Source organism: Chromobacterium phragmitis (assembly GCF_003325475.1).
GTDB classification, from domain to species: Bacteria; Pseudomonadota; Gammaproteobacteria; order Burkholderiales; family Chromobacteriaceae; genus Chromobacterium; species Chromobacterium phragmitis.
The window spans coordinates 4,531,979-4,552,926 of the sequence record NZ_CP029495.1 but is presented as its reverse complement, the minus strand read 5'-3'; the positions used below and the strand labels follow the sequence as shown (position 1 = coordinate 4,552,926).

28 protein-coding genes are annotated in these 20,948 nt (G+C 57.6%); 8 read left to right on the top strand and 20 right to left on the bottom strand.

Features of this window, described 5'->3' with window-relative positions:
• Positions 1–15: 15 nt before the first annotated feature.
• From DK842_RS21540 to DK842_RS23200, 10 genes are all read right to left on the bottom strand, one after another.
• The gene (locus DK842_RS21540; RefSeq protein WP_198414595.1) at positions 16–1,050 is read right to left on the bottom strand and encodes a tyrosine-type recombinase/integrase; all 1,035 of its coding nucleotides are present in this window, start codon (positions 1,048–1,050) and stop codon (positions 16–18) included.
• The gene (locus DK842_RS21535) at positions 1,050–1,274 is read right to left on the bottom strand and encodes a DUF4224 domain-containing protein (RefSeq protein WP_168194953.1); all 225 of its coding nucleotides are present in this window, start codon (positions 1,272–1,274) and stop codon (positions 1,050–1,052) included. The genes DK842_RS21540 and DK842_RS21535 overlap by 1 nt, the downstream gene beginning before the upstream one ends.
• A gap of 268 nt (positions 1,275–1,542) precedes the next feature.
• Positions 1,543–1,842, bottom strand: coding sequence for a helix-turn-helix domain-containing protein (locus DK842_RS21530; protein WP_114063322.1), 300 nt, complete (start codon positions 1,840–1,842; stop codon positions 1,543–1,545).
• A 1-nt stretch (position 1,843) separates the two neighbouring features.
• Positions 1,844–2,191 carry a hypothetical protein gene (locus DK842_RS21525; protein WP_114063321.1) on the bottom strand — a complete coding sequence of 116 codons (348 nt, stop codon included), beginning with the start codon at positions 2,189–2,191 and terminating at the stop codon, positions 1,844–1,846.
• Between the two features lie 10 nt (positions 2,192–2,201).
• Positions 2,202–2,420, bottom strand: a complete 219-nt coding sequence (locus DK842_RS21520; protein ID WP_114063320.1) for a hypothetical protein — start codon at positions 2,418–2,420, stop codon at positions 2,202–2,204.
• A complete protein-coding gene (locus tag DK842_RS21515) occupies positions 2,417–2,602 on the bottom strand; it encodes a hypothetical protein (protein ID WP_114063319.1) in 186 nt (61 codons plus the stop codon). The genes DK842_RS21520 and DK842_RS21515 overlap by 4 nt, the downstream gene beginning before the upstream one ends.
• Positions 2,603–2,623: 21 nt before the next feature.
• Positions 2,624–5,326 (bottom strand): toprim domain-containing protein, encoded by a 2,703-nt coding sequence (locus tag DK842_RS21510; RefSeq protein ID WP_114063318.1) that lies wholly within the window; start codon positions 5,324–5,326, stop codon positions 2,624–2,626.
• Positions 5,327–5,409: 83 nt separating this feature from the next.
• Positions 5,410–5,691, bottom strand: a complete 282-nt coding sequence (locus DK842_RS21505) for an ogr/Delta-like zinc finger family protein (protein WP_114063317.1) — start codon at positions 5,689–5,691, stop codon at positions 5,410–5,412.
• A gap of 2 nt (positions 5,692–5,693) precedes the next feature.
• A complete protein-coding gene (locus DK842_RS21500; protein ID WP_114063316.1) occupies positions 5,694–6,146 on the bottom strand; it encodes a YmfL family putative regulatory protein in 453 nt (150 codons plus the stop codon).
• A 45-nt stretch (positions 6,147–6,191) separates the two neighbouring features.
• On the bottom strand, positions 6,192–6,389 hold the full coding sequence (locus tag DK842_RS23200) for a hypothetical protein (RefSeq protein ID WP_145964116.1): 198 nt from the start codon (positions 6,387–6,389) through the stop codon (positions 6,192–6,194).
• Positions 6,390–6,457: 68 nt separating this feature from the next.
• On the opposite strand from DK842_RS23200, the gene DK842_RS21495 reads away from it, so the two are divergent.
• From DK842_RS21495 to DK842_RS21480, 5 genes are all read left to right on the top strand, one after another.
• Positions 6,458–6,796, top strand: coding sequence for a helix-turn-helix domain-containing protein (locus tag DK842_RS21495; protein WP_114063315.1), 339 nt, complete (start codon positions 6,458–6,460; stop codon positions 6,794–6,796).
• A 187-nt stretch (positions 6,797–6,983) separates the two neighbouring features.
• Complete coding sequence (locus DK842_RS21490) at positions 6,984–7,559, top strand: PH domain-containing protein (RefSeq protein WP_114063314.1); 576 nt, start codon at positions 6,984–6,986, stop codon at positions 7,557–7,559.
• Positions 7,560–7,607: 48 nt separating this feature from the next.
• Complete coding sequence (locus DK842_RS23195; RefSeq protein WP_145964115.1) at positions 7,608–8,663, top strand: hypothetical protein; 1,056 nt, start codon at positions 7,608–7,610, stop codon at positions 8,661–8,663.
• Between the two features lie 10 nt (positions 8,664–8,673).
• The gene (locus tag DK842_RS23190) at positions 8,674–9,321 is read left to right on the top strand and encodes a hypothetical protein (RefSeq protein WP_145964114.1); all 648 of its coding nucleotides are present in this window, start codon (positions 8,674–8,676) and stop codon (positions 9,319–9,321) included.
• 149 nt (positions 9,322–9,470) lie between these two features.
• A complete protein-coding gene (locus tag DK842_RS21480; protein ID WP_145964113.1) occupies positions 9,471–9,911 on the top strand; it encodes a hypothetical protein in 441 nt (146 codons plus the stop codon).
• 187 nt (positions 9,912–10,098) lie between these two features.
• Here the strand turns inward: DK842_RS21480 and DK842_RS21475 are convergent, their stop codons facing one another.
• Together DK842_RS21475 and DK842_RS21470 are read right to left on the bottom strand one after the other, a co-directional pair.
• Entirely contained in the window at positions 10,099–11,103 is a 1,005-nt protein-coding gene (locus DK842_RS21475; RefSeq protein WP_114063311.1) for an FRG domain-containing protein, read from the bottom strand.
• Between the two features lie 233 nt (positions 11,104–11,336).
• Positions 11,337–11,663 carry a hypothetical protein gene (locus DK842_RS21470; protein ID WP_114063310.1) on the bottom strand — a complete coding sequence of 109 codons (327 nt, stop codon included), beginning with the start codon at positions 11,661–11,663 and terminating at the stop codon, positions 11,337–11,339.
• A gap of 57 nt (positions 11,664–11,720) precedes the next feature.
• Here DK842_RS21470 and DK842_RS21465 point away from each other — a divergent pair, with 57 nt between their 5' ends.
• Positions 11,721–12,545 carry a GTP pyrophosphokinase gene (locus DK842_RS21465; RefSeq protein ID WP_114063309.1) on the top strand — a complete coding sequence of 275 codons (825 nt, stop codon included), beginning with the start codon at positions 11,721–11,723 and terminating at the stop codon, positions 12,543–12,545.
• 263 nt (positions 12,546–12,808) lie between these two features.
• Here DK842_RS21465 and DK842_RS21460 read toward each other — a convergent pair whose 3' ends face one another.
• Genes DK842_RS21460 through DK842_RS21430 form a run of 7 tightly spaced genes read right to left on the bottom strand, consistent with a single transcriptional unit; the run spans position 12,809 to position 19,453 of the window.
• Positions 12,809–14,008 carry a phage late control D family protein gene (locus DK842_RS21460; RefSeq protein ID WP_114063308.1) on the bottom strand — a complete coding sequence of 400 codons (1,200 nt, stop codon included), beginning with the start codon at positions 14,006–14,008 and terminating at the stop codon, positions 12,809–12,811.
• Entirely contained in the window at positions 14,005–14,448 is a 444-nt protein-coding gene (locus DK842_RS21455; RefSeq protein ID WP_198414594.1) for a phage tail protein, read from the bottom strand. The genes DK842_RS21460 and DK842_RS21455 overlap by 4 nt, the downstream gene beginning before the upstream one ends.
• Positions 14,449–14,451: 3 nt before the next feature.
• Positions 14,452–17,298 carry a phage tail tape measure protein gene (locus DK842_RS21450; protein WP_168194952.1) on the bottom strand — a complete coding sequence of 949 codons (2,847 nt, stop codon included), beginning with the start codon at positions 17,296–17,298 and terminating at the stop codon, positions 14,452–14,454.
• Complete coding sequence (locus DK842_RS21445; protein WP_114063305.1) at positions 17,295–17,414, bottom strand: GpE family phage tail protein; 120 nt, start codon at positions 17,412–17,414, stop codon at positions 17,295–17,297. The genes DK842_RS21450 and DK842_RS21445 overlap by 4 nt, the downstream gene beginning before the upstream one ends.
• An 8-nt stretch (positions 17,415–17,422) precedes the next feature.
• The gene (locus tag DK842_RS21440) at positions 17,423–17,710 is read right to left on the bottom strand and encodes a phage tail assembly protein (protein ID WP_114063304.1); all 288 of its coding nucleotides are present in this window, start codon (positions 17,708–17,710) and stop codon (positions 17,423–17,425) included.
• A 45-nt stretch (positions 17,711–17,755) separates the two neighbouring features.
• Positions 17,756–18,265, bottom strand: a complete 510-nt coding sequence (locus DK842_RS21435) for a phage major tail tube protein (RefSeq protein ID WP_114063303.1) — start codon at positions 18,263–18,265, stop codon at positions 17,756–17,758.
• A gap of 15 nt (positions 18,266–18,280) precedes the next feature.
• Entirely contained in the window at positions 18,281–19,453 is a 1,173-nt protein-coding gene (locus tag DK842_RS21430; protein ID WP_114063302.1) for a phage tail sheath protein, read from the bottom strand.
• 129 nt (positions 19,454–19,582) lie between these two features.
• Between DK842_RS21430 and DK842_RS21425 the strand changes: the two genes are divergently transcribed.
• Positions 19,583–19,990: a helix-turn-helix transcriptional regulator gene (locus DK842_RS21425; RefSeq protein ID WP_114063301.1), complete on the top strand. Its 408-nt coding sequence runs from the start codon at positions 19,583–19,585 to the stop codon at positions 19,988–19,990.
• 51 nt (positions 19,991–20,041) lie between these two features.
• A complete protein-coding gene (locus tag DK842_RS21420; protein WP_145964112.1) occupies positions 20,042–20,308 on the top strand; it encodes a hypothetical protein in 267 nt (88 codons plus the stop codon).
• A 58-nt stretch (positions 20,309–20,366) separates the two neighbouring features.
• On the opposite strand, the gene DK842_RS21415 is transcribed toward DK842_RS21420, so the two are convergent.
• On the bottom strand, positions 20,367–20,936 hold the full coding sequence (locus tag DK842_RS21415; RefSeq protein ID WP_114063299.1) for a tail fiber assembly protein: 570 nt from the start codon (positions 20,934–20,936) through the stop codon (positions 20,367–20,369).
• Between the last annotated feature and the right edge of the window lie 12 nt (positions 20,937–20,948).

Sequence of the window (20,948 nt, the reverse complement as noted above, 5' to 3'; positions counted from 1 at the left end):
CCTTTTGTAGAAGGGTCACGCCCGCTTTTTCTGCTTGATCAGCAGCTTCGGCGTCGGGGCTACGCGGTAGCCGAGCCGCTCTTTGATGTAGTGCTCGGTCATCTTCCGGTTCTTGTGTCCCAACAGGCGCTGGGCATGTCCCAGGCCGGTCACGTCTTCCGTGTCGGTCCCGGCCTTGCCGCGGATGTCACGGAACTGGAAGTCGGGGATGCCGGCGGCTTTGCATGCCTTGTTGAAGCGGTAGTTCAGCGCCCGATAGCCCAGCTGCTGGCCTTCCTCGTTCTGGATCAGGTAAAGCGAGCGCACGGCGCCGGCCGGGATCTGGATTGGATCGGTGGTGATCCGCAGCAGCACGTCGAACAGCGGGCCATCGATCGCAAACCGCAGCGCGGTGCCCGTCTTCTTCTGGCGGAAAAAGAGCGTGCCTTCGCGGATATCCGTCCGCTTCAGCTTCAGCACGTCGCTCGGCCGCTGGCCGGTGTAGTAGGCGATCTCCATCGCATCGCGCAGCGGCCGGCAGGCGTGGTCCAAAACGGCCAGCAGCTCCTGGTCCTCGATGTAGCGCAGCCGGCCGGTTTCCGTGTTCCCTTTCACTCCCGCGCAGGGGTTGGCGGCCTTGGTATATCCCCACTCGCGCGCGTGATTGAACACCGTGGACAGAACCGCCTTTTCACGGTTGCCGGCGACTTTTGCCTTTCGCTCGTCCAGATACTTCCTGACGTACTGCGGGATGATCAGATCCAGCGGCATTTTGCCGAAAACGGCCAGCAGCCGGTCCAGCGCCCGGTCGTACTCCTCTTGAGTCTTGGCCGCTTTGGCCGGCAGCGCATCGCGGCGGTAACGCGCCACCGCCACGGCAAAGGTGATGTCCTCGACCTCGGCGTCGCCAATATTGGTCAGCTCGGCCCACTTGAGCCGAGCGATGGCCAGGTCGTTGCCCAGAGGCACCCATGAACGGCGCCCGTCCACCATCTGGACGAAGTAGTAGCTGTTGCCCTTGCGGTGCATGTGGGCGGGCAGTTTTTTGTGTACGGTGCGTCTACGGCCCATCAACGGTTCACCTTGGAAAAATCAGGGACCATGCCCGCGGCGGGCATGGCCTGGTTTGCAGCTTTGCTGCCGGACAGCCGGCTATCAGCGTAGCGGCGCAGCACGATAGGCCGGCCGGCTGCATTGGTTTCATGCAGCCAGCCGCGCTCCAGCAGCCAGCGAAGCTGGTCTGCCGGGCGCTTGTAGCCGGTTAGCCGTTGGATTTCAATCTCGGTCAGAAACATGATCATCCCGGCCTGTCGCACTACTGCAGAGACGACAAGTCCAGTTGCAGCCTGCTGCTGCCCACGCAGCGGCCATTGTCCTGGCGATATAACGTGCCGGTGGAGTGATCTGCCCAATACTTCCGTCCAGAAATCTCCACCTTGGAAACGTAGCGCAGAGACGGTGCTGCGTTTACCACCAACAGGCGAACCCGCTTTTTGGGTAGTCGAGTTAGTTCTGGGAGTTGTCGCTCCGGTAGGCAGAAACCCTCCGCGCTCATGGACAGCTTCATGATTCGCCTTTCTCTTGTTGGCCGACCATGGCCCTTTTCAGGCTCAGGTACAGATCCGGATGCGCGCTCTTGAGATAGGCCGCGATTTCGAAGTCTTCGCGGCGCACCGTGGAGAGGTCGATCTGTTCGATGTGCACCAGGCGCAGCAGCTCGCGCACCGGCTTCGGCATGCTGCGGCCGGATTCGTAGCGGCTGCCGCCGGACTGGGTCACGCCCAGGCGGCTCCAGAACTCTTGCTGATTGAGGCCAAGCTTGCGGCGGATCTCGCGCGGGGTGTGGGTGATGGCAGCGTGCATGTCAGATCTCCTCAAAGGTCAGTTCGATGGTCTGGGTGTTCGTGTCCGCGTGGCTGGCGGGGATCAAGATGAAGCGGGTGTTGTTCTCGTTGACGACGACGCGGCCGGTGTCGGTCGCCTTGGCGTGCAGCACGCGGATGGCGGCCATTCGGTGATAGCGCTTGATCACCGCCTTCAGGTGCACGCCGGCGCTCAGACCATAGCGCGCCTCGGTTTGGACGCCGGCACCGGTCAGGGCCGCGGCCAGCTGTTCGGCCTGGCTGATGGCGGGAACGGCATGCTCCAGCTTGCGCAGATGGCCGTGGCACTCCTGCATGATTTCCAGCGCGGCGTGGGTGTAGAGGTTCATCTTGGCGTCCTTATGCGTATTGCCAGCGGGCGATCAGCTCGGCGACATCGTCGTCGCCAAGGCGAGCCAGCGCTTGCGGGATGGTGTAGCCCGGCATCAGGTCCAGGCGGTTGGCGGCGAGCGCCACGTACAGGCGCTCGCCGGTAGACAGCTGGCCGACGCGGCTGTCGATCTGGTTCAGCGCGTCGGAGGTGATCTGGTCCAGGTAATCGAGCTGGGACAGGTTCATGCGGCTTCTCCCTGGTCCAGCGCTTGTAGCCGCCGCGCTTCCTCCGTGGCGGACTCCAGCTCATCGAGGATGACGCTGTTGCGGCTGATGTACGGCTCGCCGTGGCAGAACAGTTCGCCGTTCTGGACTTGCCCCAGCACGGCGTCGGCCGCGGCGATCAGACGATGGAATTGAGACTGCATGGTCTTGCTCCTTTCCGGGTGTCAGGCATTGCGTTTGGCCTCGAATACCCAGCACTTCACGGTGCTGGCGCGCTTTTGGCCGCTGGAGCGCGCATTGAACTGCGCGTTGATGGCGCTGTTCACGGTCTTGTTCGCTTCGATGAATTTGTGGCGGCGGCTGGTGGGCAGCAGCTTCTTCAGCTCGCCGATGTCCGGCAGGGTCTGGCGCCGGTCGCTGGCCACCTCGATGAAGTGGTTCAGGTTGATGGCGATGAGCCCGCTGTCGCGGCTGTGGTTGAGCACTTGCGAGCAGCCGTCCTCGTCGTTTTCCAGGTAGTCGTAGATCTCCCAGAACTGCTGGACGACGGCGTGGTCGGCGGCCAGGGTTGTCTCGCGCTGGATGGCGAGCTCGAGCAGCAGCTCCTTCGCCTCCTGCTGCTGCTCCGGCGTAATGGCGCAGGCGGCGGACAGACAGTCCACCATCACGATCAGCTGGGCATGGTTCTTCTGCACCCGCAGGTTCTTGACGCCGGCGTTCTGGATGACCAGCTCGTACTTGCGTTGGCGCTCCTCCATCAGCGCCAGCACGGTTTGCTCCTGCTGGATGGCCTTCACCATGAAGCCGCTCAGGTCTGCCGCGGCCATGCGGCCCAGCGCCAGCGCCGCCTCCCGGCCCTCCGTGCTCTGCCGTGCCTTGTCGAACCAGATATGGACGATCCGCTCCATGATCGGCGCGGAGGCCTGCACGGCCGCGTTCTGGCTGATGAACAGCGCGGCGCGGAACTGCGGAGTGTAGGTGTCCAGGCCGGACGATTTGACGCCGGTGGTGCGCAGGCTGCCGCCGTTGAACAGGCTCTTGAAGGCATCCCAATGGAAGGCCGCGCGCGGCCGGCCGCGGCTGCTGTCGGCACCCTCGTCGCTGCGGTCGGACTCGATCAGCACCACCGGCAAATTGGAAACCTGCGCCATGGTGCGCATCAGGCCCACCATCGAGCCCTTCATCGGGTCGTCGCCCTCATGCCCATTGCGGCCCACCAGCTTCCACAGCGTCTCGATCAGCGTGGTCTTGCCGGCCCCGGGCTCGCCGACGATCTCGATGAAGGGGAAGCTCTCGAACTGCGCGCGGATCTGCTCGGCGAACAGGCTGCCGAACCAGGCGGCCAGCGCCACCACGCCGCGGGCGCCGAAGCACAGGTAAAGCTTGGAGAACCAGTCTTCGCGGTAGGCCTTCAGGTCGGTGTTCACCTCCAGCCGGATGGACTTGAACAGGCTCTTGATGGAAAGCTTGTCCAGGTCGAAGTAGTCCTCTTCGTTGATCGCGCAGAACTGGCCGCCCTTGGCCGCCACCTCGTTCCACACGTAGCAGCCGTGCTCGATGCTGTAGCCCAGGTAGTCGATGGTCTGGACGGTTTTGATGTTGTAGGTCCAGCGGCTGGCCAGCTTGTCCAGCTGGTGCTTGTTGCCGAACCAGTACGCGCCGGCGCCCAGGTGCAGCAGCCGCTTCTTGAACTCGCTGTCGGACGTGATCTGGCCGGCGGTGAAGGTGCCCTTGACCGAAGGGCCGCCGTGCGGGAAATCGATGCGGAAGTAGTACCAGCTCTCGTCGGTGACTTCGCTGCGCAGGTTGTACAGCGGCGCGGGCAGGCAGTTGGCGATCTCCTGCACGCTGTGGGACCGCTCCAGCGCCTGGCCGCGCAGTTCTTCCTCGGACGCGTCCGGGTGCTTCTCCATCAGCGCGTCCAGCTCGGCGCCGAACTTCTCCATATCCAGCTTGAACCAGTACAGCCGGCGGTCGAAGTCGAACGGGAAGGTTTGCAGGCCGTGCTTCATGTACATCAGCGCGGCCTTCTCCCCGGCGCTGCCGGCGATCAGCAGCGCGCCGTGATGGCGGTAGTCCTTGATGTTTTGCGGCGTGAGCGCGCCGATGCGGTGCAGATCGTCCCAATCCCGCTTGGCCTTGCCGATGGCCGGCGACAGCGCCGCGCTGCAAGTCCAGCCGTCTTCGCGGGCGCGTTTGACGAAGGCGCGGATGGCCTTGCGGCCGGCGGGGTCGTCGTCAAACGCCCAAACCAGTGCCGGGCGATCGCGGCCGGCGGCGTCGCACAGCTCGGCCAGGCCGGCCAGGAACAGGTGCGGGTAATTGGTGGTGGACAGCGCCGACACCGCGGTGATGTCGTGATGCAGCAGGCCGATGGCCTTGAAGATGCCCTCAACGATCCAGATCTCCTCCACGCCGGTGAAGCTCTGGCCCGGCGCCTGCCAGATGGCGCCGCCGTAGTTGCCCTGGAAGGAAGCCTTGCGGCGGCCGAAGCGGTGCGGCCGGTCGATGATGCGCTCCCAGTAACCGATGCCCGGCAGCGCGAAGCGCACGGTGGCGGAGCCGATTTTCAGCTCCGGGCTCCAGTAGCTTTCCTGGCTATACCAGCCGCGGATCTTGTCCAGGCTGAAGCCGCGGTCGTGCTGCAGGTAGGCGTCCGCCGTGGCGTTGGGGTTGTCCGGCTGCTTGGGAAAGCGCTCGCTCCACTCCTCGAACAGGTCGCTGTACAGGTCGCGGACATGAGTCTCGTAGCCGCAATGGTTCAGCCGGCCGCAGCGCACTACCCACGGGTGTTCAGCGTTGACGTACAGCTCCTTCTTGCCGCAGCCGGGGCACACGCCCTGGCGCAACCAGCCGCTCTGCTCCTTCTTGAAGCGGAACTCCCGGTCGAACCGTTCGTGAATCTGTTGGTGAAGGTGGGCGTCCATATTGCGTTTCCGTAGGCAAGACTCGTCCCTCGCAGCCCTGTGGCAGGGCGCGACGGCGCGGGGTGTTTCGGGTGATTAAGGGCTTACTGGCTGTCTAGGCTGAGCGGCAGCTGGTTTTCATCCAGCTGCTTGTTCAGCGCCATCCTCACCGCGGCCAGCTTGGCCCGGCTGGCCTGCGGCAACCGCACCTGCGGATTGGGCATGGCGGAGGGGGACAGCGTCTCGCGGTGCTCGCGGATGGCGGTGAAGGTGTGGCCGCACGCGATATTGCTGCACTGGAAGTACTCTTCCTGGGTGACCAGCGACAGATGGCGGCTGGAGCGGGTGTAGGCGACGGAACCGCAATGAGCGCACTTGGCTGCCATGGTTAGGACTCCTGCTTGCAGTAGATGAGGAAGGTCATCTGGTTGATTTGGGTGACCAGCTGGCAAATCTGGTATTCCAGCGCTTTCAGATCGCGGCGCTCGTAGCGGTCCACCTCGTTGTCCCTGGTGGCCTCGCGGTAGGTGCGCGCCAGGCTGCCCACCAGCTCCAGCAGCTCGACATACTTCTCCTGGATGTCGGCATTGCCGAACTCCGCGGCCGGCGGCAGCTCAATGAACACGCCCCCGCTCTCCCTCGCCACCGCCTCCACGAAATAGCGGGTGCGGCTGGCCGCCTGCATCGCCATGGCGCGCTTCACCGTCATCTGCTGCCCTTTGCGGCAGTACGCGCTGTTTTGCAGGCTGGTGACCGACGCGCCCAGCGCCTGCGCCATGGCGGCCCAGCCGCCATTCATGGCCCGGCACATCATCTGGTAGCTACCCTTCAGGCTGTCCACAATCTATTCCTTTGCGTTTGTGGTACTTGTTCGGACAACCACGGTCTATCGTGACTTGAGACCGCGCGCGGCCTTGAAATGGGGCAAGCCCATCAAGTAGATGATGCGGACCATGCTGGCGTTGGAACGGTTTTCCAGATCGGCAATCTCGGCCAACTCCTCCTTCTCCTCGGTGGAGAAACGGACAGGGACTGGCTTGTCGGACTGCATGCCTTGAGGGGCTCGGCGCTTGGGCGTAGTCATGTCGGTGTTATGATTGCGGAATGGTTAGTTGCACAATCGGATTGTTGTCTAAAAAAAGACACTAAGCAATGGAAATTGATCAAAAAAAGGCAATTGGTGATCGACTGTCGCGCGAACGCCACCGTTTCGGCTGGTCTCAGATGGAGGCCGCTGGGAAAGCTGGCGTGTCATTTAGCGCTTACCGGTCCTATGAGGACGGCCGCAGTGCGCCAAACGCTGAGGCGTTGGCGCTTCTGGCACAGCACAGTGTTGATGTCTTGTATGTGATCACCGGCCAGGCCATCGAAGACAGGTTGTCTCCAGACGAAATGATGCTGCTCGGCCACTGGCGGGACAGCCCCGACGAGCTCCGCTCAGCCGTCTTGGGGTTCTACCGATCGTACGCAAGCGCCCTGAGAGAGAAATGAACAAACGCCCGAAAGGGCGTTTTTTTATTGGTGCTAACGAAATCTGCGGGTAGATAAAGCTTGCACCTAATGCACTCGATACCCTGGCACACTCAGCATGAAAATTGCATAATCTCGAGCTGATGCCACCTATTGCTCAGGCGGCCACCCAGTCCAAGAACAACATGCACATTGCTCAGGAGGCCACATGGCTTTTGACTTCAAAAATGCTTCAGATGAAGACCGTAAGCTAGAGTACAACCGCATAGCGCGCGAGATTGGAGATGATCAATTCTTCACCAAGAAAGAGCTGAACCATCTCCCCGAGGTACTCGCCGACGGTGAACAGGTACTGGCGTTTGCGTCGGGTCTCATGGATTCCAATACTTGGCTGATCACCCTGACCGACCGTCGAATCATCTTTCTAGACAAAGGCATGATTTTCGGGCTCAAGCAAACCTCCATCGAGCTCGGCAAAGTCAATTCAGTCTCCGGCAAAACTGGCATTTTATTCGGTAAGATCATGATTGAGGACGGCGCAGCTCAACGCGTCATCGACAATGTTCCAAAGAAAACTGTAATTCCATTTGTGAACAAAGTTCGAGATGCACTACATGCGAAGTCAGAGAGGATGATTAGCTCCCATCCCTCGAAAAGCCAACAATCTGCCATTACAGAAGACCCTGTTAATCGTCTTGAAAAACTCCAAAAAATGAAAGACAAAGGGCTAATTACAGACCTAGAGTTTAGTGAGCAAAAAAATAGAATATTGAATAGCATTTAAAGGCTATGCGTTTCTTTTTCTCTTATTGATATAGTTGGAGCCTTCTGCATGCGACATAAGAAAATTAACTTTGCAAATCTTGTTTGCCGTTCTGGCGATAACACTATGCTAGATATGTTTGATCACATCATATACCCTGCATTCTTTGGTGAGGCACTTGAGAGAACATACGGCTCAACTACTTTTGTTTTTCATGGGGTTAAGCTTGTCAATTTAAGAGATGATGGTGACTTGTCTGGACTGGCTATAGTCGGAAGAATTATACGAGATGCCCATTTGAAAGCAGAGCAGCGATTTGAAAATGGGGCATTAAAGGAAGTAGACGATACGCTCCACAGTTCTCCTTCATCTATGTTTGCCTTATTTTTGCATAACCATAGAATGGCATATGTACAAGAGCATGCTGGCTCGCCAAGCTTGAAATTATTTCGATCAACGCTAGAGTATTTTGTAAAGAAGATTTATAGACTTTGGCTAAAAGAACAGCGGGCTCTTGTTCGTAGAGGGCGGCCAAGGTCTCAATGGGTAGAGCTACGAGAAAATTTCACCCATCTCAACCCTATGCCAACCATTGACATAGTTCCACTTGTTGATGAGCGCAACATCCGAGATGCTATTCTTGAAATGGGCTCAATTTCATCATTGGTTTTTGAAGTTGTCAGAACTAATGATGAAGTTCCTCCTGGAAGTGTATTAGATGCGGTAAGAAAGAAAAAGGTTAAGCTTGGAAATCCAAAAAATGCAATACTGAAATATAGTGATTCTGAAAACACCTTTGACATAGCCGAAGCAGCTGAATCTGTAATAGAAGCCGTGCAAGATCAAAATACACTTTATACGGTAAAAGGACAAGTCGGTACCGCAAATGTTCAATATAGCAACCAGATCAACTTGGACGACAATGCCGAAATGGATAAAATAGCTATATCGGTCCCTTTGATTAATGCAAATGCAAGCTTGACACAAATGGCGAGACAAGCATCTCAAGAGTATACTGCATTAAAACAACACGGTCGGGTTGCTGAGCCGGAGATGGTTGGTGCTGGGGTCGGTGGAGTTATCATTGGAAAGCTTACCAGAATATTTGAGAGATATATGAGGTAAGGGAGAAGTCGTGGAAGAAGAGATTGATGTTGTTCAAGAAGTTCAGAAAGAAAATAGTTTCTGGGGACTATGTAGGCTGGTATTCAGCATTCCATTTAACATGGAAAATATCTTGATACCAGCTATTGTACTGATCATATTATTTCTTTTTAACAGCTTCGGGCTTGATTGCAAAGAAATAAAATTTACTGACATCGCCTCATTCTCCAACAATCTAATTGGATGGTACTACACCATTTTAGCATTTTTGGTAGCAGGCTATACTATTTTTGCAACAGTAACCAGTGCCGAAATGAGCGTAAGCCTTGCATCAACAGAGTCGCCAATTAATGGCATGTCCATGCTAAGGTATATACATGCTAGCTTTTTCAAAACAATCATAATTTTCTTGATCGGCAGTACCTTCTCCTTACTTCTAGTTCTACTATTACGAGACTGGGGCTTCTCTGGATTTCTTATTAAGAACTTTGGCAATATCTATTTGTGGTCTGCATTGGATGCTATTAATGTTTCTGCTTTTATTTTATCACTCATGATGCTTAAATCTTTTATGTACAATATTTATTCAGCGGTTATGATTGTTGTTGGTCTGAAAAGCATATCTATAGATACTGAGAAGAAAAAGAAAAAACTAGCTAGACGCCGTCCAAGATATTAATCAGTCCTCTAGTCAGGTATTTCTTCTTCTCAAAACTCGATAGCTAAGCCAGTGGTATAGCTCTGACCTCTACCTCGGTCCAGTAGCCTCACAAACACCGTCGAATGGCATGATATGTTCATTTTTTTCCTGAGCAAAGAGAGAATGCCATGAAGAGTTTGTTTGCCACAGTAATGGTGAGCGTTTTCCTGCTGACCAGTTGCAGCGAGAGCGTCAAGCAAGAGGTGAAGCCTGAGACCGTTCTGTCCGCTCTCAAGAAGGCCGGAATCCCAATCGCCAAAGAAGTGGTGTACACCGCAGAGACAGACAGCAACAAGCTGCTAGGGCGCCCGAATCAGTATGTCGCCAAGGCTAACTGGGCAGATGGCCGCCTGTCGCAGCCGCAGGAAGACATGGCCGGCGGCACGGTGGAGATCTTCAAGAGCGAAGACGACCTGAAGGCGCGCAAGGAGTACGTGGAGAGGATCGGCAAGACCATGCCGATGATGGCGCAGTACCAGTACCACAATGGCTTGGTACTGATTCGCCTGGACAAAGCATTGACGCCTACTCAAGCAGCTGAGTACGAGAAAGCGCTGCATAGCATATAGATTTTTATTGACCTAGGAAAAGCACCTCAATTAGAGGTGCTTTTTATTTAGGTAGCAATGAGTACTCACTCCGCACAGAAGATTAGACCTCACACAAGACTAAATAAATAGGCCGCACGTGGTAGTACGGGCGTCTAAAAACACTGTCAGGATAATAATTAATTATAGCTGCGCGCTAAGAGTTACTTTATAAGTAATACATTCCCTTGGGAGTTGTATCAGATTTACATTTCCTCTTTATATACTGGGCTTGCTTTTCAATTTCTGGAAATAGAGTATGCTCTGCAATTCCAGAAAATTTTAACTCATCTAATATCTTGATTTTATCATTCGGATTAATTTTGATCTTAATACATTTACTTCCGAGCAAATCTTCCAAATCTGGCGGCACTATAAATGTTCTACCATCCATTATCTTACCCCCATGCAAAGTAAAAAATCCATGCTGCTGCCTTATGCGTGGATTCAAATGAGGCGGCTTATATTGCATTACCCCTCTTAAAAAAGAAGATATATGATGTGCACCATCATAATTTTCCCTAGAGCCATGTGGAAAAATTCCGTACTCTATTTTTTCTATGTTGTAGCCAATCAATGACTCGCGCCGCGACAACGCTCTTGATATCTTTTCAGATCTCTCCTCTCTAAATCTATCTATTGGTGTTTCGTTTAATATTAATTTCCCATAGTGGGTATCTGAAGGAATAAAAATGTTAGACTCTATATATTTTGTTTTTAATATTCTCCCTATCGCCTCATATTCAACTTTACTTTCTATTAGCAATTCGACAAACTCAGCTGACTCTACGCTGTGTGGCAAATGATCAGGATTGATCACAAACAAGGCTCCAGAGTCGTCTTTTTCATTTTCATTTGAAGTACAGCAGAAGTAGAGCGCGACGAGCAAATTACTTGTCCAATCAAGCAATCTGGTCGGAAGACCATAATGCTGCATTAATGTTAGCCACTCAAACACTGTTTTGTGTGTTTGGGCATGGTCGGGTTGACTCCTTATGAACTCCATAAGCATGTCATGTTCCGAGTAAAAATCAGGCCCCCGAAATAATGCAGGCTGTAAATTATATTTATACGAAGGCTGCCCTCTAAACCATACGTTTGAAGACAATGAGATTTCACGTATCTCTTGAATTATTTTTGATATATTAGCATTGCTTATATGAATTTCATTCATGGGTCAACTCTGTAAATATCACTGGATAATTGCAATGTTAAATTAAAAAACGCCCCAAGTGGGACGTTTTTTCTACCAAGGGTAAAGGAGGGAATGTCAGGAAATTTCGACCTGTTTTTCCTTGTTGATTAGCTCTAACCCCGTTCGGGTGAGAAAACCGAATCGGATGTCGTAGTGGCGCTCGACATAGCGATCTACCTGGGACAAGACAAAGCTCGGCCAACTGACACTGTTCACCCTGGCACATCCTCTAGCCTCACCTCCATTTCCAGCGCGGTGGTATAGCCACCGTCGCGGACCCGGCGGGTCACCTCGCTGCCGATCCAATCGCAGGCATCGATGATGGGCTTGAAGCTCGACACCTTGGCCGGCAGCTCCGGGAACAACTCGGGCCGGCCGGTGGCCAGCTGGATGCTGAACTCCGCTACGCCGCGCTGGATCTTCTCCCATGTTGCCTTGGTGCCCTGCAGCGCGCTGGCCTCGGTGGCGTAGCGCCTTGATATTGGTAGGGCCAGCCTCGAGCTCTCACTGCGAAGTGAGATATGCTCATGTTCTTTCAAGGGAATAAATTAACTTACGCCTCAGATTCGAGGCATATTTCATGTTGGATATACTAAATGACGCGTGAAAGTTCGCTTAAGTTGGATCATCAGGACTTAGTCCCTAAGCTCAATCGCTTGAAAGAAGCAATGATCCAGCAACTGGATGCGCTTGTTAGGGACTGCGACCTTACTCTTGGCGTTCCCATTGAGAGCCGGGTAAAAACCTGGGAATCCATCGAAGAGAAGCTTGAGAGAAAAGGAATGACGCCAAAGGAGCTCGAAGAAGTTGAAGATTTGCTTGGGCTTCGCGTGATCTTTCTCTTTCAGCGAGACCTTGATCCATTTCACGGAAAAATCAAGGAGATATTCAATGTAATGTCAGAGGAAAATACTTCAGACCGGCTGGATGACGCACAATTTGGATACCATTCTCGCCACTACATACTTACCATGCCTGAAGGATGGAATGGCGTCCCCAGCCTAAATGGGCTTACTGGGCAAAAAATCGAGCTTCAAGTACGTACATTGGCACAACATATTTGGGCAGCGGCTTCACACAAGCTGCAGTACAAACATGAACAAAGTGTCCCAGCACCACTACGTCGCTCGATCTATCGAGTATCTGCGCTGCTTGAGACAGTTGACCTGGAATTCATTCGTGTATTAGATAATCTGAAAGAATACCGTGAGGCTCAAGATACTCAAGCAGCGGATGATGATGAATTGAACGTGACCCTTGTCGAGATGATTTTAGATGAGTTGCTGCCCCCAGGGAATAAAGATACTGGAGCAGAGGATTACTTTAGCCTGCTCGTTGACCTTCAACAATTTGAAATAAAATCCAGAAAAAATTTAATCAACCTTCTTCAAGAAAGCATGCATGAATATAATGCAGCATGAAAGAGAGGAAGTGACAAAAAGGCAGTCCTCCCCACATTTTCATTATATAGATCGAGAGGGAGAGAGCACGCAAGATCGTATTAATCGCGGGGTGTTTTTTTCGCATGCGGGTCTCGCTAGAGAAGCGCTCCGGGAGAAGTTTGGGTCTGAAATAGTTCGTGAGTGGCTTTACTCAAAATTCTCATAACAGCAATTTAAATTAACATTGCAAGATGATCTAATCTCTAAGCACAGATTATATGTTTCCTTGCTTTTTATAATAACTACTCCACATCCTCCAGCCGCACCTCCATTTCCAGCGCGGAGGTATAGCCGCCGTCGCTGATCCGATGAGTCACCTTGCTGATGATCCAGTCACAGGCGTCGATGATGGGCTTGAAGCCGGACACCTTGGCCGGCAGCTCCGGGAACAGCTCGGGCCGGCCGGTGGCCAGCTGGATGCTGAATTCCGCCACGCCGCGCTGGATCTTTTCCCATGCAGCCTTGGCGCCCTGCAGCGCGCTGGCCTCGGTGGCGTAGATGTGGCGCAGCGTCTTGATGTTGGCGGCGCTGGGCTCGATCGCCTTTTGCTGCGTGGCGGTGAGGTGTTTGCGCTTGGTCTTGCGGCCGCGCTTGGTGACGCCGGCGCGGCGTTCGAACTTGGTGTCGGCGTTGACGATCACTTCGCCCTGCATGCCGCGGTCCAGATTGTGCCAGCAGGCTTTGACGGCGGTGTAGGCGTCCCGGTCCGCTGCGCCGAAGTCGTGGCTGTCGCCGCTGGCGCGCTGGATCCGCGCGGTGGGAAAGGGCTTGCCGGTCACTGACTCGGCTTCCCCGGCCTTGCAGAAAATCAATCTCCCGTTCTTCACCGTGGCCACCGCGTCGTGCTGGCGCGCCAGCCGCGTCAGCAGGTTGGCGTCGCTTTCGTTGGTCTGGTCGATGTGTTCTACCGGTTGCCGGGCCAGCCAGGCCGGCACGGCCGGCTTGAGTCCGTTGGCCTTGGCGATGGCCTCCACCAGCTGGCCGAGGGTGGTTTTGTGCCAGCTGCGTTCCTTCTTGGTGGTAAGCCCGGCGCGCAGGTCCATGGCGCGGGCGCGCAGCGTCAGCCGGTCCGGCGCGCCGACGTGACGCACTTCGTCTACGGTGTAGCTGCCTTTGTCGATCAGCGGCGAGCCTTTCCAACCGATGGCGAGTCGCAGCTTGGCGCCGCGCGGCGGGATCTCGAGCTTGCCGTCGGCGTCGTCCAGCTCCAACTCCAGCTGATCGGCTTCGAAGCCTTTGTTGTCGGTGAGGGTCAGGCAGATCAGGCGGTTCTGCAACTGGCCGGTGATGTTTTTGCCATCCACGCTAAGCAGGAAGGCCGGCGTCTGCAATGCCGGCAGTCCGGCCGCGTCTGTCAGGCTATCAGCCAGCTGGCTCACGCCGCCGGCCGCGGTGCGGTACGCCGCCGTCGAGGCGTTCTCAAAACTCTCCAGCGCGCTCATTGGATGAGTTCCAACACGCCGTGGGTGATGGCGCCGAGGGTGTCGATCAGGCTGCTGTCGGTTCGCTTGAGCGCGATGGTGAATTCGATGCGCCGCGCCTTGCCGTCGCTGAAGAAGTCGCCGCGGGTGGTGTCTATGCTTTCCACGGCATAGAAACCGTAGATGTTGCCGGTTCCTTCGATCAGTGGCCAGGATTTGCCTTGATCCGCCATCAGCCGCAGCAAGGCTAGCGTGGTGTCTCCGCCGGTGATCTCCGGCATCAGCACGCCGGTCAGCGTGATGGTTTCCTCGTCCGGACCGGCAAATTGATAAGCGGGGCGTTGGCCGACGCGGCTGTTGCTTGGCAGCCGCCACTTCAGTTGCTGCTGCAGCTGCTGGTAGGGCACGGTGTCAAGCATGAACACGAATAGGCCAAGGGCCATCATGGGCAATCCGAGCATGGCTCAGTCCTTATCGATGAGGCGGCTGCGGCCGCGGGCGGCTTGTTGCCGTTCTCTGCGGTCCAGCTCGCGCGCCACCATCTGCGCCAGCTGTTGTTCATTCATGCCTGGGGCGGCGTAGATGGCAATGTGGTATTGCGGCGCCGGGCTGGCCGCGGGGGTTGAGGGCAGGGCAGTGATGGGAGCGCGCCGGTCTATCGCCACCGCGCCGGCGATACCCCCGCCAGCCGACAAGGCCAGGCCCGCGCCGGCGGCTGCCAGCCGTTTGCTCATGCCGGCGACTGCGTCCAGCGGCCCAACCTGGTTATTAGCGATGCCTTGCTGCAGGCCGGCCATGGTGTAGCCGCCCAGTTCGGCGAACACGCGGCTTGGGCTGTGGATGCCCAGTTTTTCCTTGAACCAGCCGATGGCGCTTTCCCCAACGCCGTTGACGGCATTCTTGAGCGTGGCGAGCCCGCCCAGAAAGCCGTTGATCAGCCCCTGCATGATCTGTGAGCCAATGGTCATGAACTTGGCGGCCAGGCCGCCGAGGAAGCCGGTGATGCTGTCCCAATGCTTGACCACCAGGCCGAGCAGCGTCCAGTTCATGAAGAAGTCGGCGATGCCCGCGCCGGCGCTAACGGCGATGTTCTTGATCCACTCCCACGCCGCGCTGGCCCCGGCGCTGATGGCGTCCCAGTGGCTGACGATGATGCCGACGATAGTCCAGTTCATGAAGAAATCGACAATGCCCTGGGCGACGGCGGCGACGCTGTCCTTGATCCGCGTCCAGACCGCCAGGGTGATGGCCTTGATATCTTCCCAGTGCTCAACGACGAAGCCGACGATGGTCCAGTTCATCAGGTAGTCCATGATCCAGCCGCAGACGGCGCCGATGACGCGCTTGATGCCTTCCCAGAGCGCGGCCATCTTGGGGCCTATCCAGTCCCAGTTGCGCCAGATCAGGTAGGCCGCCGCGGCGATGGCGGCCACGACCAGGCCGATTGGATTCATCAGAAACACGCGCCCCAGCCACATCATCACCTTGCCTATCATGCTCAGCGCACCGCCCAGGCGGCCGAGGATGCCGATGCCGCTGGTCAGGTTGATGCCGAGCGTGGCCAGCCCGAACTGGATGGCGGCGAGCGGGCCGAGAAAGCCTGCGAGCAGCAACAGCAGGCTGCCGGCCGCCGCCAGCGCCAAGCCAACCGTGGCGGCGATCTTGACCAGGGTGGCCGTCAACTCCGGGTTGGCCTTGGTCCAGGCCGCGACTTTGTCGACCACCTGGCCGAACAGCTGCATGGCCTCCATCAGCGCAGGCCGCAGGGTTTCACCCAGCGCGGCGGATTGATTGAACAGCTTGTTCTGGCTTATCTGCCATTGCGCGGACAGCGTATCCTTGCGGGCCGCGCCTTCGCGGTCCATTGACCCCGTCGCTTTCGTGTCTTTGGTCAGCTGCAGTTGACGGCGGTATTCCTGCAGGTTGCCGGCCAGTTTGGCGGCGTCGTCGCCATACTCCTTGCCGAACAGCTCGGTGGTCACGCCGATCTGTTTGTCCTTTGGCAGCTTGTTGACCGCCGCGAGAACCTGCTGGATGGTGGCAGTGGCATCGGTGGCCATGCCCTTCTGCACGGACTTGGCGTCCAGCCCGATCGCTTTGAGTCCTTTTTGGAAGCGCGCGGGCTGCTGGGCGGCATTGGCCAATTCTCGGATCATCGCGTTGGTTGCGGTAGCGGCGACCTCCGCCGACGCGCCGAGCGACAGGAAGGTGGAGCCTAGCGCCGCCGCTTCCTGGTAGCTCATGCCCACTTGAGTGGTGATGCCGGCGATGCGCTGCATTACGTTGATGATGTCGGCGCCCTTGGACTGCGCGTTGTCGTCCAGGTAATTGATGACGTCGCCGAGCTGGCTGATGTTTTTGATCGGCACTTTGTAGAGGTTGGCGATCTTGCCCATGCTCTCGCCGATTTGGTCGGCCGGCAGGTCGAACGCGATGGCGGCGGTGGCGGCCGTTTTGGCGAAAGCCAACAGATTGTCTTTGCCTTGCACGCCCATGCGCGCGCCGCCTTCCACCAGCGCCGCCAGCTCGGTGGTGGCCATTGGGATCTGGGTGGACATGGCCTTGATGGCATCACCCATCTCAAAGTAGGTGCGGGTGAGCTTGCCGTTGGCGTCGCGCGCGCCGTCTACCTGGCGGGCGACGCCGAGCATGGCGTCTTCGAAGCTGCTGTAGTCACGGACCATTTTGACCACGGGCAGCCCGACGGCGGTGCCGGCCGCGGTGGCGGCCGCGCCGGCACCTGCGACGCGATCGCGGTTTTCCAGTGACTGTTCGTAGCCGCTGCGCGCGGCGCGTCGGCGGTTTTGCCGGTCGCTGAGCTTCTTGAGCGCGTCCTCCTGCCGGCGCATCGCCGCGGTGGCGTCGCCGATCCGGCCGGCGAGCTCCCGCTCATGCTGGCCCAGCCGGGCCACGCTGACGCCGTTGGTCTCGAGCGCGGCCTTGGCCTGCTTGGCGGCGTCGATCTTCTTGCGATTGGCCAGGGTGAGCTTTTCGACGGCGATCTCGGCGCTCTTGAGCTTGCGCGTCATCGCCTCGGTGGGCGGGCCGAGCGCGGCCATCTGCTCCTGCATCTGCTTGAGCTTCTGGCGCGCGCCGGCCAGCTTGTCGCCGGTTTCCTTGGCGTCCTTGGTTAACTGGCGGAAGGCGGCCACGCCGGCTTGCGCCTGGTTGAGCTCTTTGAGACGGTCTTTGGTTTCCTTCAGCTGCCTGGACAGCCCCTGCGAGCTGCCCATCACGGTCTTGATCGGCCGCGTGGCCTTGTCGATCGCCGACAGGATCACTTCCAGCTTCAGGTTGCGTATGCCGCTCATTCGTCGTTTGCTCCGCTGCGTTGCCGGGCGCGCTCGCGCCATTCCATCAGTTCAGCCAGGGTGAAGGCGTCCATCGCCGGCGGCGGCCAGTGGAACACTGCCGCGATGTCTGCCATCGGCTCTTCTACACGGACTGGGAGGCGGCCAGCTGCTTGTCCTTCGGCAGCAAAAAACCGGCCACCGCGGTGCCGAGCTGCAGCAAGTCCGCCGGGTCCAGGCGGCTGACGTCCTGCTCGGTCAGCGTGGGGGTGGAGATGCGCGGCAGCACGCGCTGCAGGGCGATGACGTCCATTTGCAGCAGGTCGGTCAGATTGCAGCCGCGCAGTTCGCCAGCGGCGGGCTTGCGCAGGGTGATCTCGGCGATGTCGGCGTCGCCGCGCTTGAAGGGGGTGTCGAGCTGGATGGTGGTCATAAGGTGTCCTTGGTGGTTGCGGCCGCCGGCCAGGCCGGCGCCGGATTACAGGCCGATGTTGCGGCGGTGGGCGGCGAGGCGGTCCACGCCCATGACAACGAAGATCTTGTTGACGACGTCCAGCTCCAGCCAGACCTGGCCGTCGATGGTCTGCTTGTAGTAGGTGCAGTCGGTCTTCACCTTCCAGTCGCCGTTCTCGCCAGTTTTGGCGCTGCCCTGGTCGAACTCGTTATGCCGGCCGCGGACGACGATCTCGACCGCCTGGTCGGTACCTGAGCCTTCTTCGCTGTAGGAGCCGGCGAAGCGCAGCATGGCGGCGTCGTGTTTTTCCGCGCCGAAGGTGGCGACGATTTCCTGGCGAGGGCCGTTGTAGGAGTGTTCGATCTGGATGTCTTCCAGCATCTTCAGCAGCTTGACCGAGCCGATCATGCCGCCGCCGCTGAAGGACTCGGTCTTCATCGCGATGGTGGGCAGCTTGATCTCCAGCGCCTGGTCGATATAGCTGACGCCGTCGACGAAGACGTTGAAGAGCCGGAGGGTGCGGGGGAGTGCCATGGTTTTCCTTTCGGGTTAGGCCTGGATCTTGGCGGCGAAGTCGAGCAGGAAACGGTCGGTGATGCGCTGGCGCAGCATGAGGTTTTCGAGCGGGGGCACCGGGGTGTATTCGTAGTCGATGTACAGCTTGCCGGCTTTCAGGACGTCGGGCGTGTTGATGGATTCGTCGTACCAGGCGCGGTAGCCGAGCAGGTAGCCGTTGCTGACCATCTCGCGGCCCTTGGCGTTCAGGCCTTCCAGGATGTCGCGCACCAGAGTCGGGTGCATGGGCTTGTCGACTGCCCAGAAGTGCGCGTCCGCCATGGTGTCGGCCAGCACCTGGGCGGTGCGGGTTGCGCTTTCGAACTGAAACAGTGGATCAGCGCTGCAGGTATGGCTGCCCCAAAATCGGAACCCATCGCGCCGGATCAAGGTGGTGACGCCGGCCGCGTTGAGGAAGCCGGCATCGGTGTCTGGTTCTTGCAGATCCCAGTACACGTCGCGGTTGATGCCCTGTACGCCTTCCACCGGCTCGTTGGACAGCGTCTTGTGCCAGCCGACGGTTTGATCCAGATAGGCGCGCAGGCCCAGCGCGCGAGCGGTGGCGAAGGCGATGGTTTCCTTGTTGGCGGCGGTATCCCAGTTGACGAAGTCCGGCCAGATCACCATGGCTTCGCGCTGGCCGAAGTTTTGCCGATACGCCGCCGCGTCTTCCTTGGTCATGCAGTTCCAGGCGGACAGGTAGGCGAAGCCGCGCAGTTTCTTGGCGATGCCGGCGAGCTCGGTGGCCACCGGCAGATTGTCCAGCCCAGGCACGCCCAGGATGCGCGGCTTGATGCCGAAGCGGGTCTGTGCCGACATCAACGCTTTCATGCCGGTGAGCTTGCCTTCGGCGGTAGTGGTTCCTATCAGGTTGCTGGTGGTGACGGCTTCGTCCTTGCCTTGCTTGGCGCGCACGGCGATGACCAGCGGCTTGGCCTGGTCGGCGATGGCGTCCAGCGATGCGGCGAGCGTGCCCTTGACGCCGGCCCGACCGATGGCGGCCTGGATGTCGGTGATCAAAACCGGCGTGTCTTCGGGGAAGAAGGCGGCGTCGGCGTCGTCGGCGACGCCCACCAGGCCGACGACGGCGGTGGAAACGGTGCGAATGGTGCGCGTGCCTTCATTGACTTCAAAGACACGGACTCCGTGGTGATAATCGGCAGGCATGCTGTTCTCCGGAGTGAGGTTGCATGCCGAGTCTGCCGCACGCGCGCGCCGGTGGCAGCGAAGGCTGGTTGTGCCGCTGGCGGGCACAGCGTTATCCGGCTAGTTTTATAAAAAACCCAGGATTTTTAAATGCAATACCCGTCTGCCGCCGCCATCCACACTATCGTGGGCGCGGTAGACGAGGGCGATATGCTTTCGGTTTTGAGGCGCGTGGCGGACAAATCGAATGTGCTGGACGGGATGGATTTGGGCGCGGCGGCCGATGCTCTGATTTTTATCTTGCGCGATGCGGCGGCGGTAAAGTTGAAAGCTGAACTCGCGTTGAATAAGCTGACGCGGCGGGAGAGGCAGGTTGCCGAACTATTGCGTTCCGGCATGAACAATACAGATATGGCTTCTGTATTGGGATGCACTGAGCGTACAATTCGCGCGCACCTTGAAAACATGCAGCGCAAGCTGCAGGTTTCCAATCGAACTGCACTATTAGCCAGTGTCCATGGCCTCAATATTGGCGGATCCGCCAATACCGGCATTTAATTCCATCGCCAACAATATGCGTTCCGGGTTTTTATATGTTGGTAACGATAAATGGAAAAAATGAATAGCCGCCAAGCCGCTCGGGTTTTGAATCCTCTGGTCGGAAGGTCTACCGCCGACACCATCGAAAATCTCTGTCTCTGCCTGGATAAAGTGGGCATCTCCATGGCCAGCCAGCACGACGACAATTCCATCTCTTTCTTCTGCCGCAGCGTGGCGGCGGCCCTGAAGTTCGAGGCGGACAACCTCAAAGACCAGGGGCCGCCGGCGACGGTTGGAAAATCTGTTTCCGTGTCGATGACGTCAAGTTCCGGATAAGCCGTCGCCTACTGATCGAGTCAACGTCTGGGCAGGCATTTCACCTGCCCGTGGCACTTTATTGAGGTCTCAGCGGCCAATTGATATTCAATGGATATCCCTGCTGTTCTGGTATGCGTGAGAGTTCTACCCTGTAGCGTCGCCATGCGGTGAGAGAGGCCAGTTCGGTTGGAGTCGCGATCTTCAGATCGGCAGCGTCTTGCAAGGGAGTGATCGCCGCATCTGCCTGCATGCGCCTCATGGTCATTTCATCGTCAACCACGCGCATCAATCCGGCGCGCTGCGCAGCTTGATCGACGTCCCAGCTTTTGCCAGTCCACACCCCATATGCCGGCGGCTGCAGTTCGGTGGCGCCCACGTCGTCAGGGGTCTCTCCCAACTGCGCAGCTATGGGTCGCGCTGTGGATTGGCACCACAACGGGATCCCACGCCAGTCCTGTAACAGGCTCCATGCGCCATCCAGAAAGACTGCTGCCTGGCGCTCTCCCGCGAGCGGGGGGTGCAGTTCGGTGCTGTGCGCCGGCAACAGCCAAATCTCGTCGATGTCCAGCGGCGAGCGATCGGCGAGTGTTGCGCCGAGATATTCACCAGTGTGCGGATGGTATGAATAGACGATCTTGGTATCCATGGAGATTTCCAA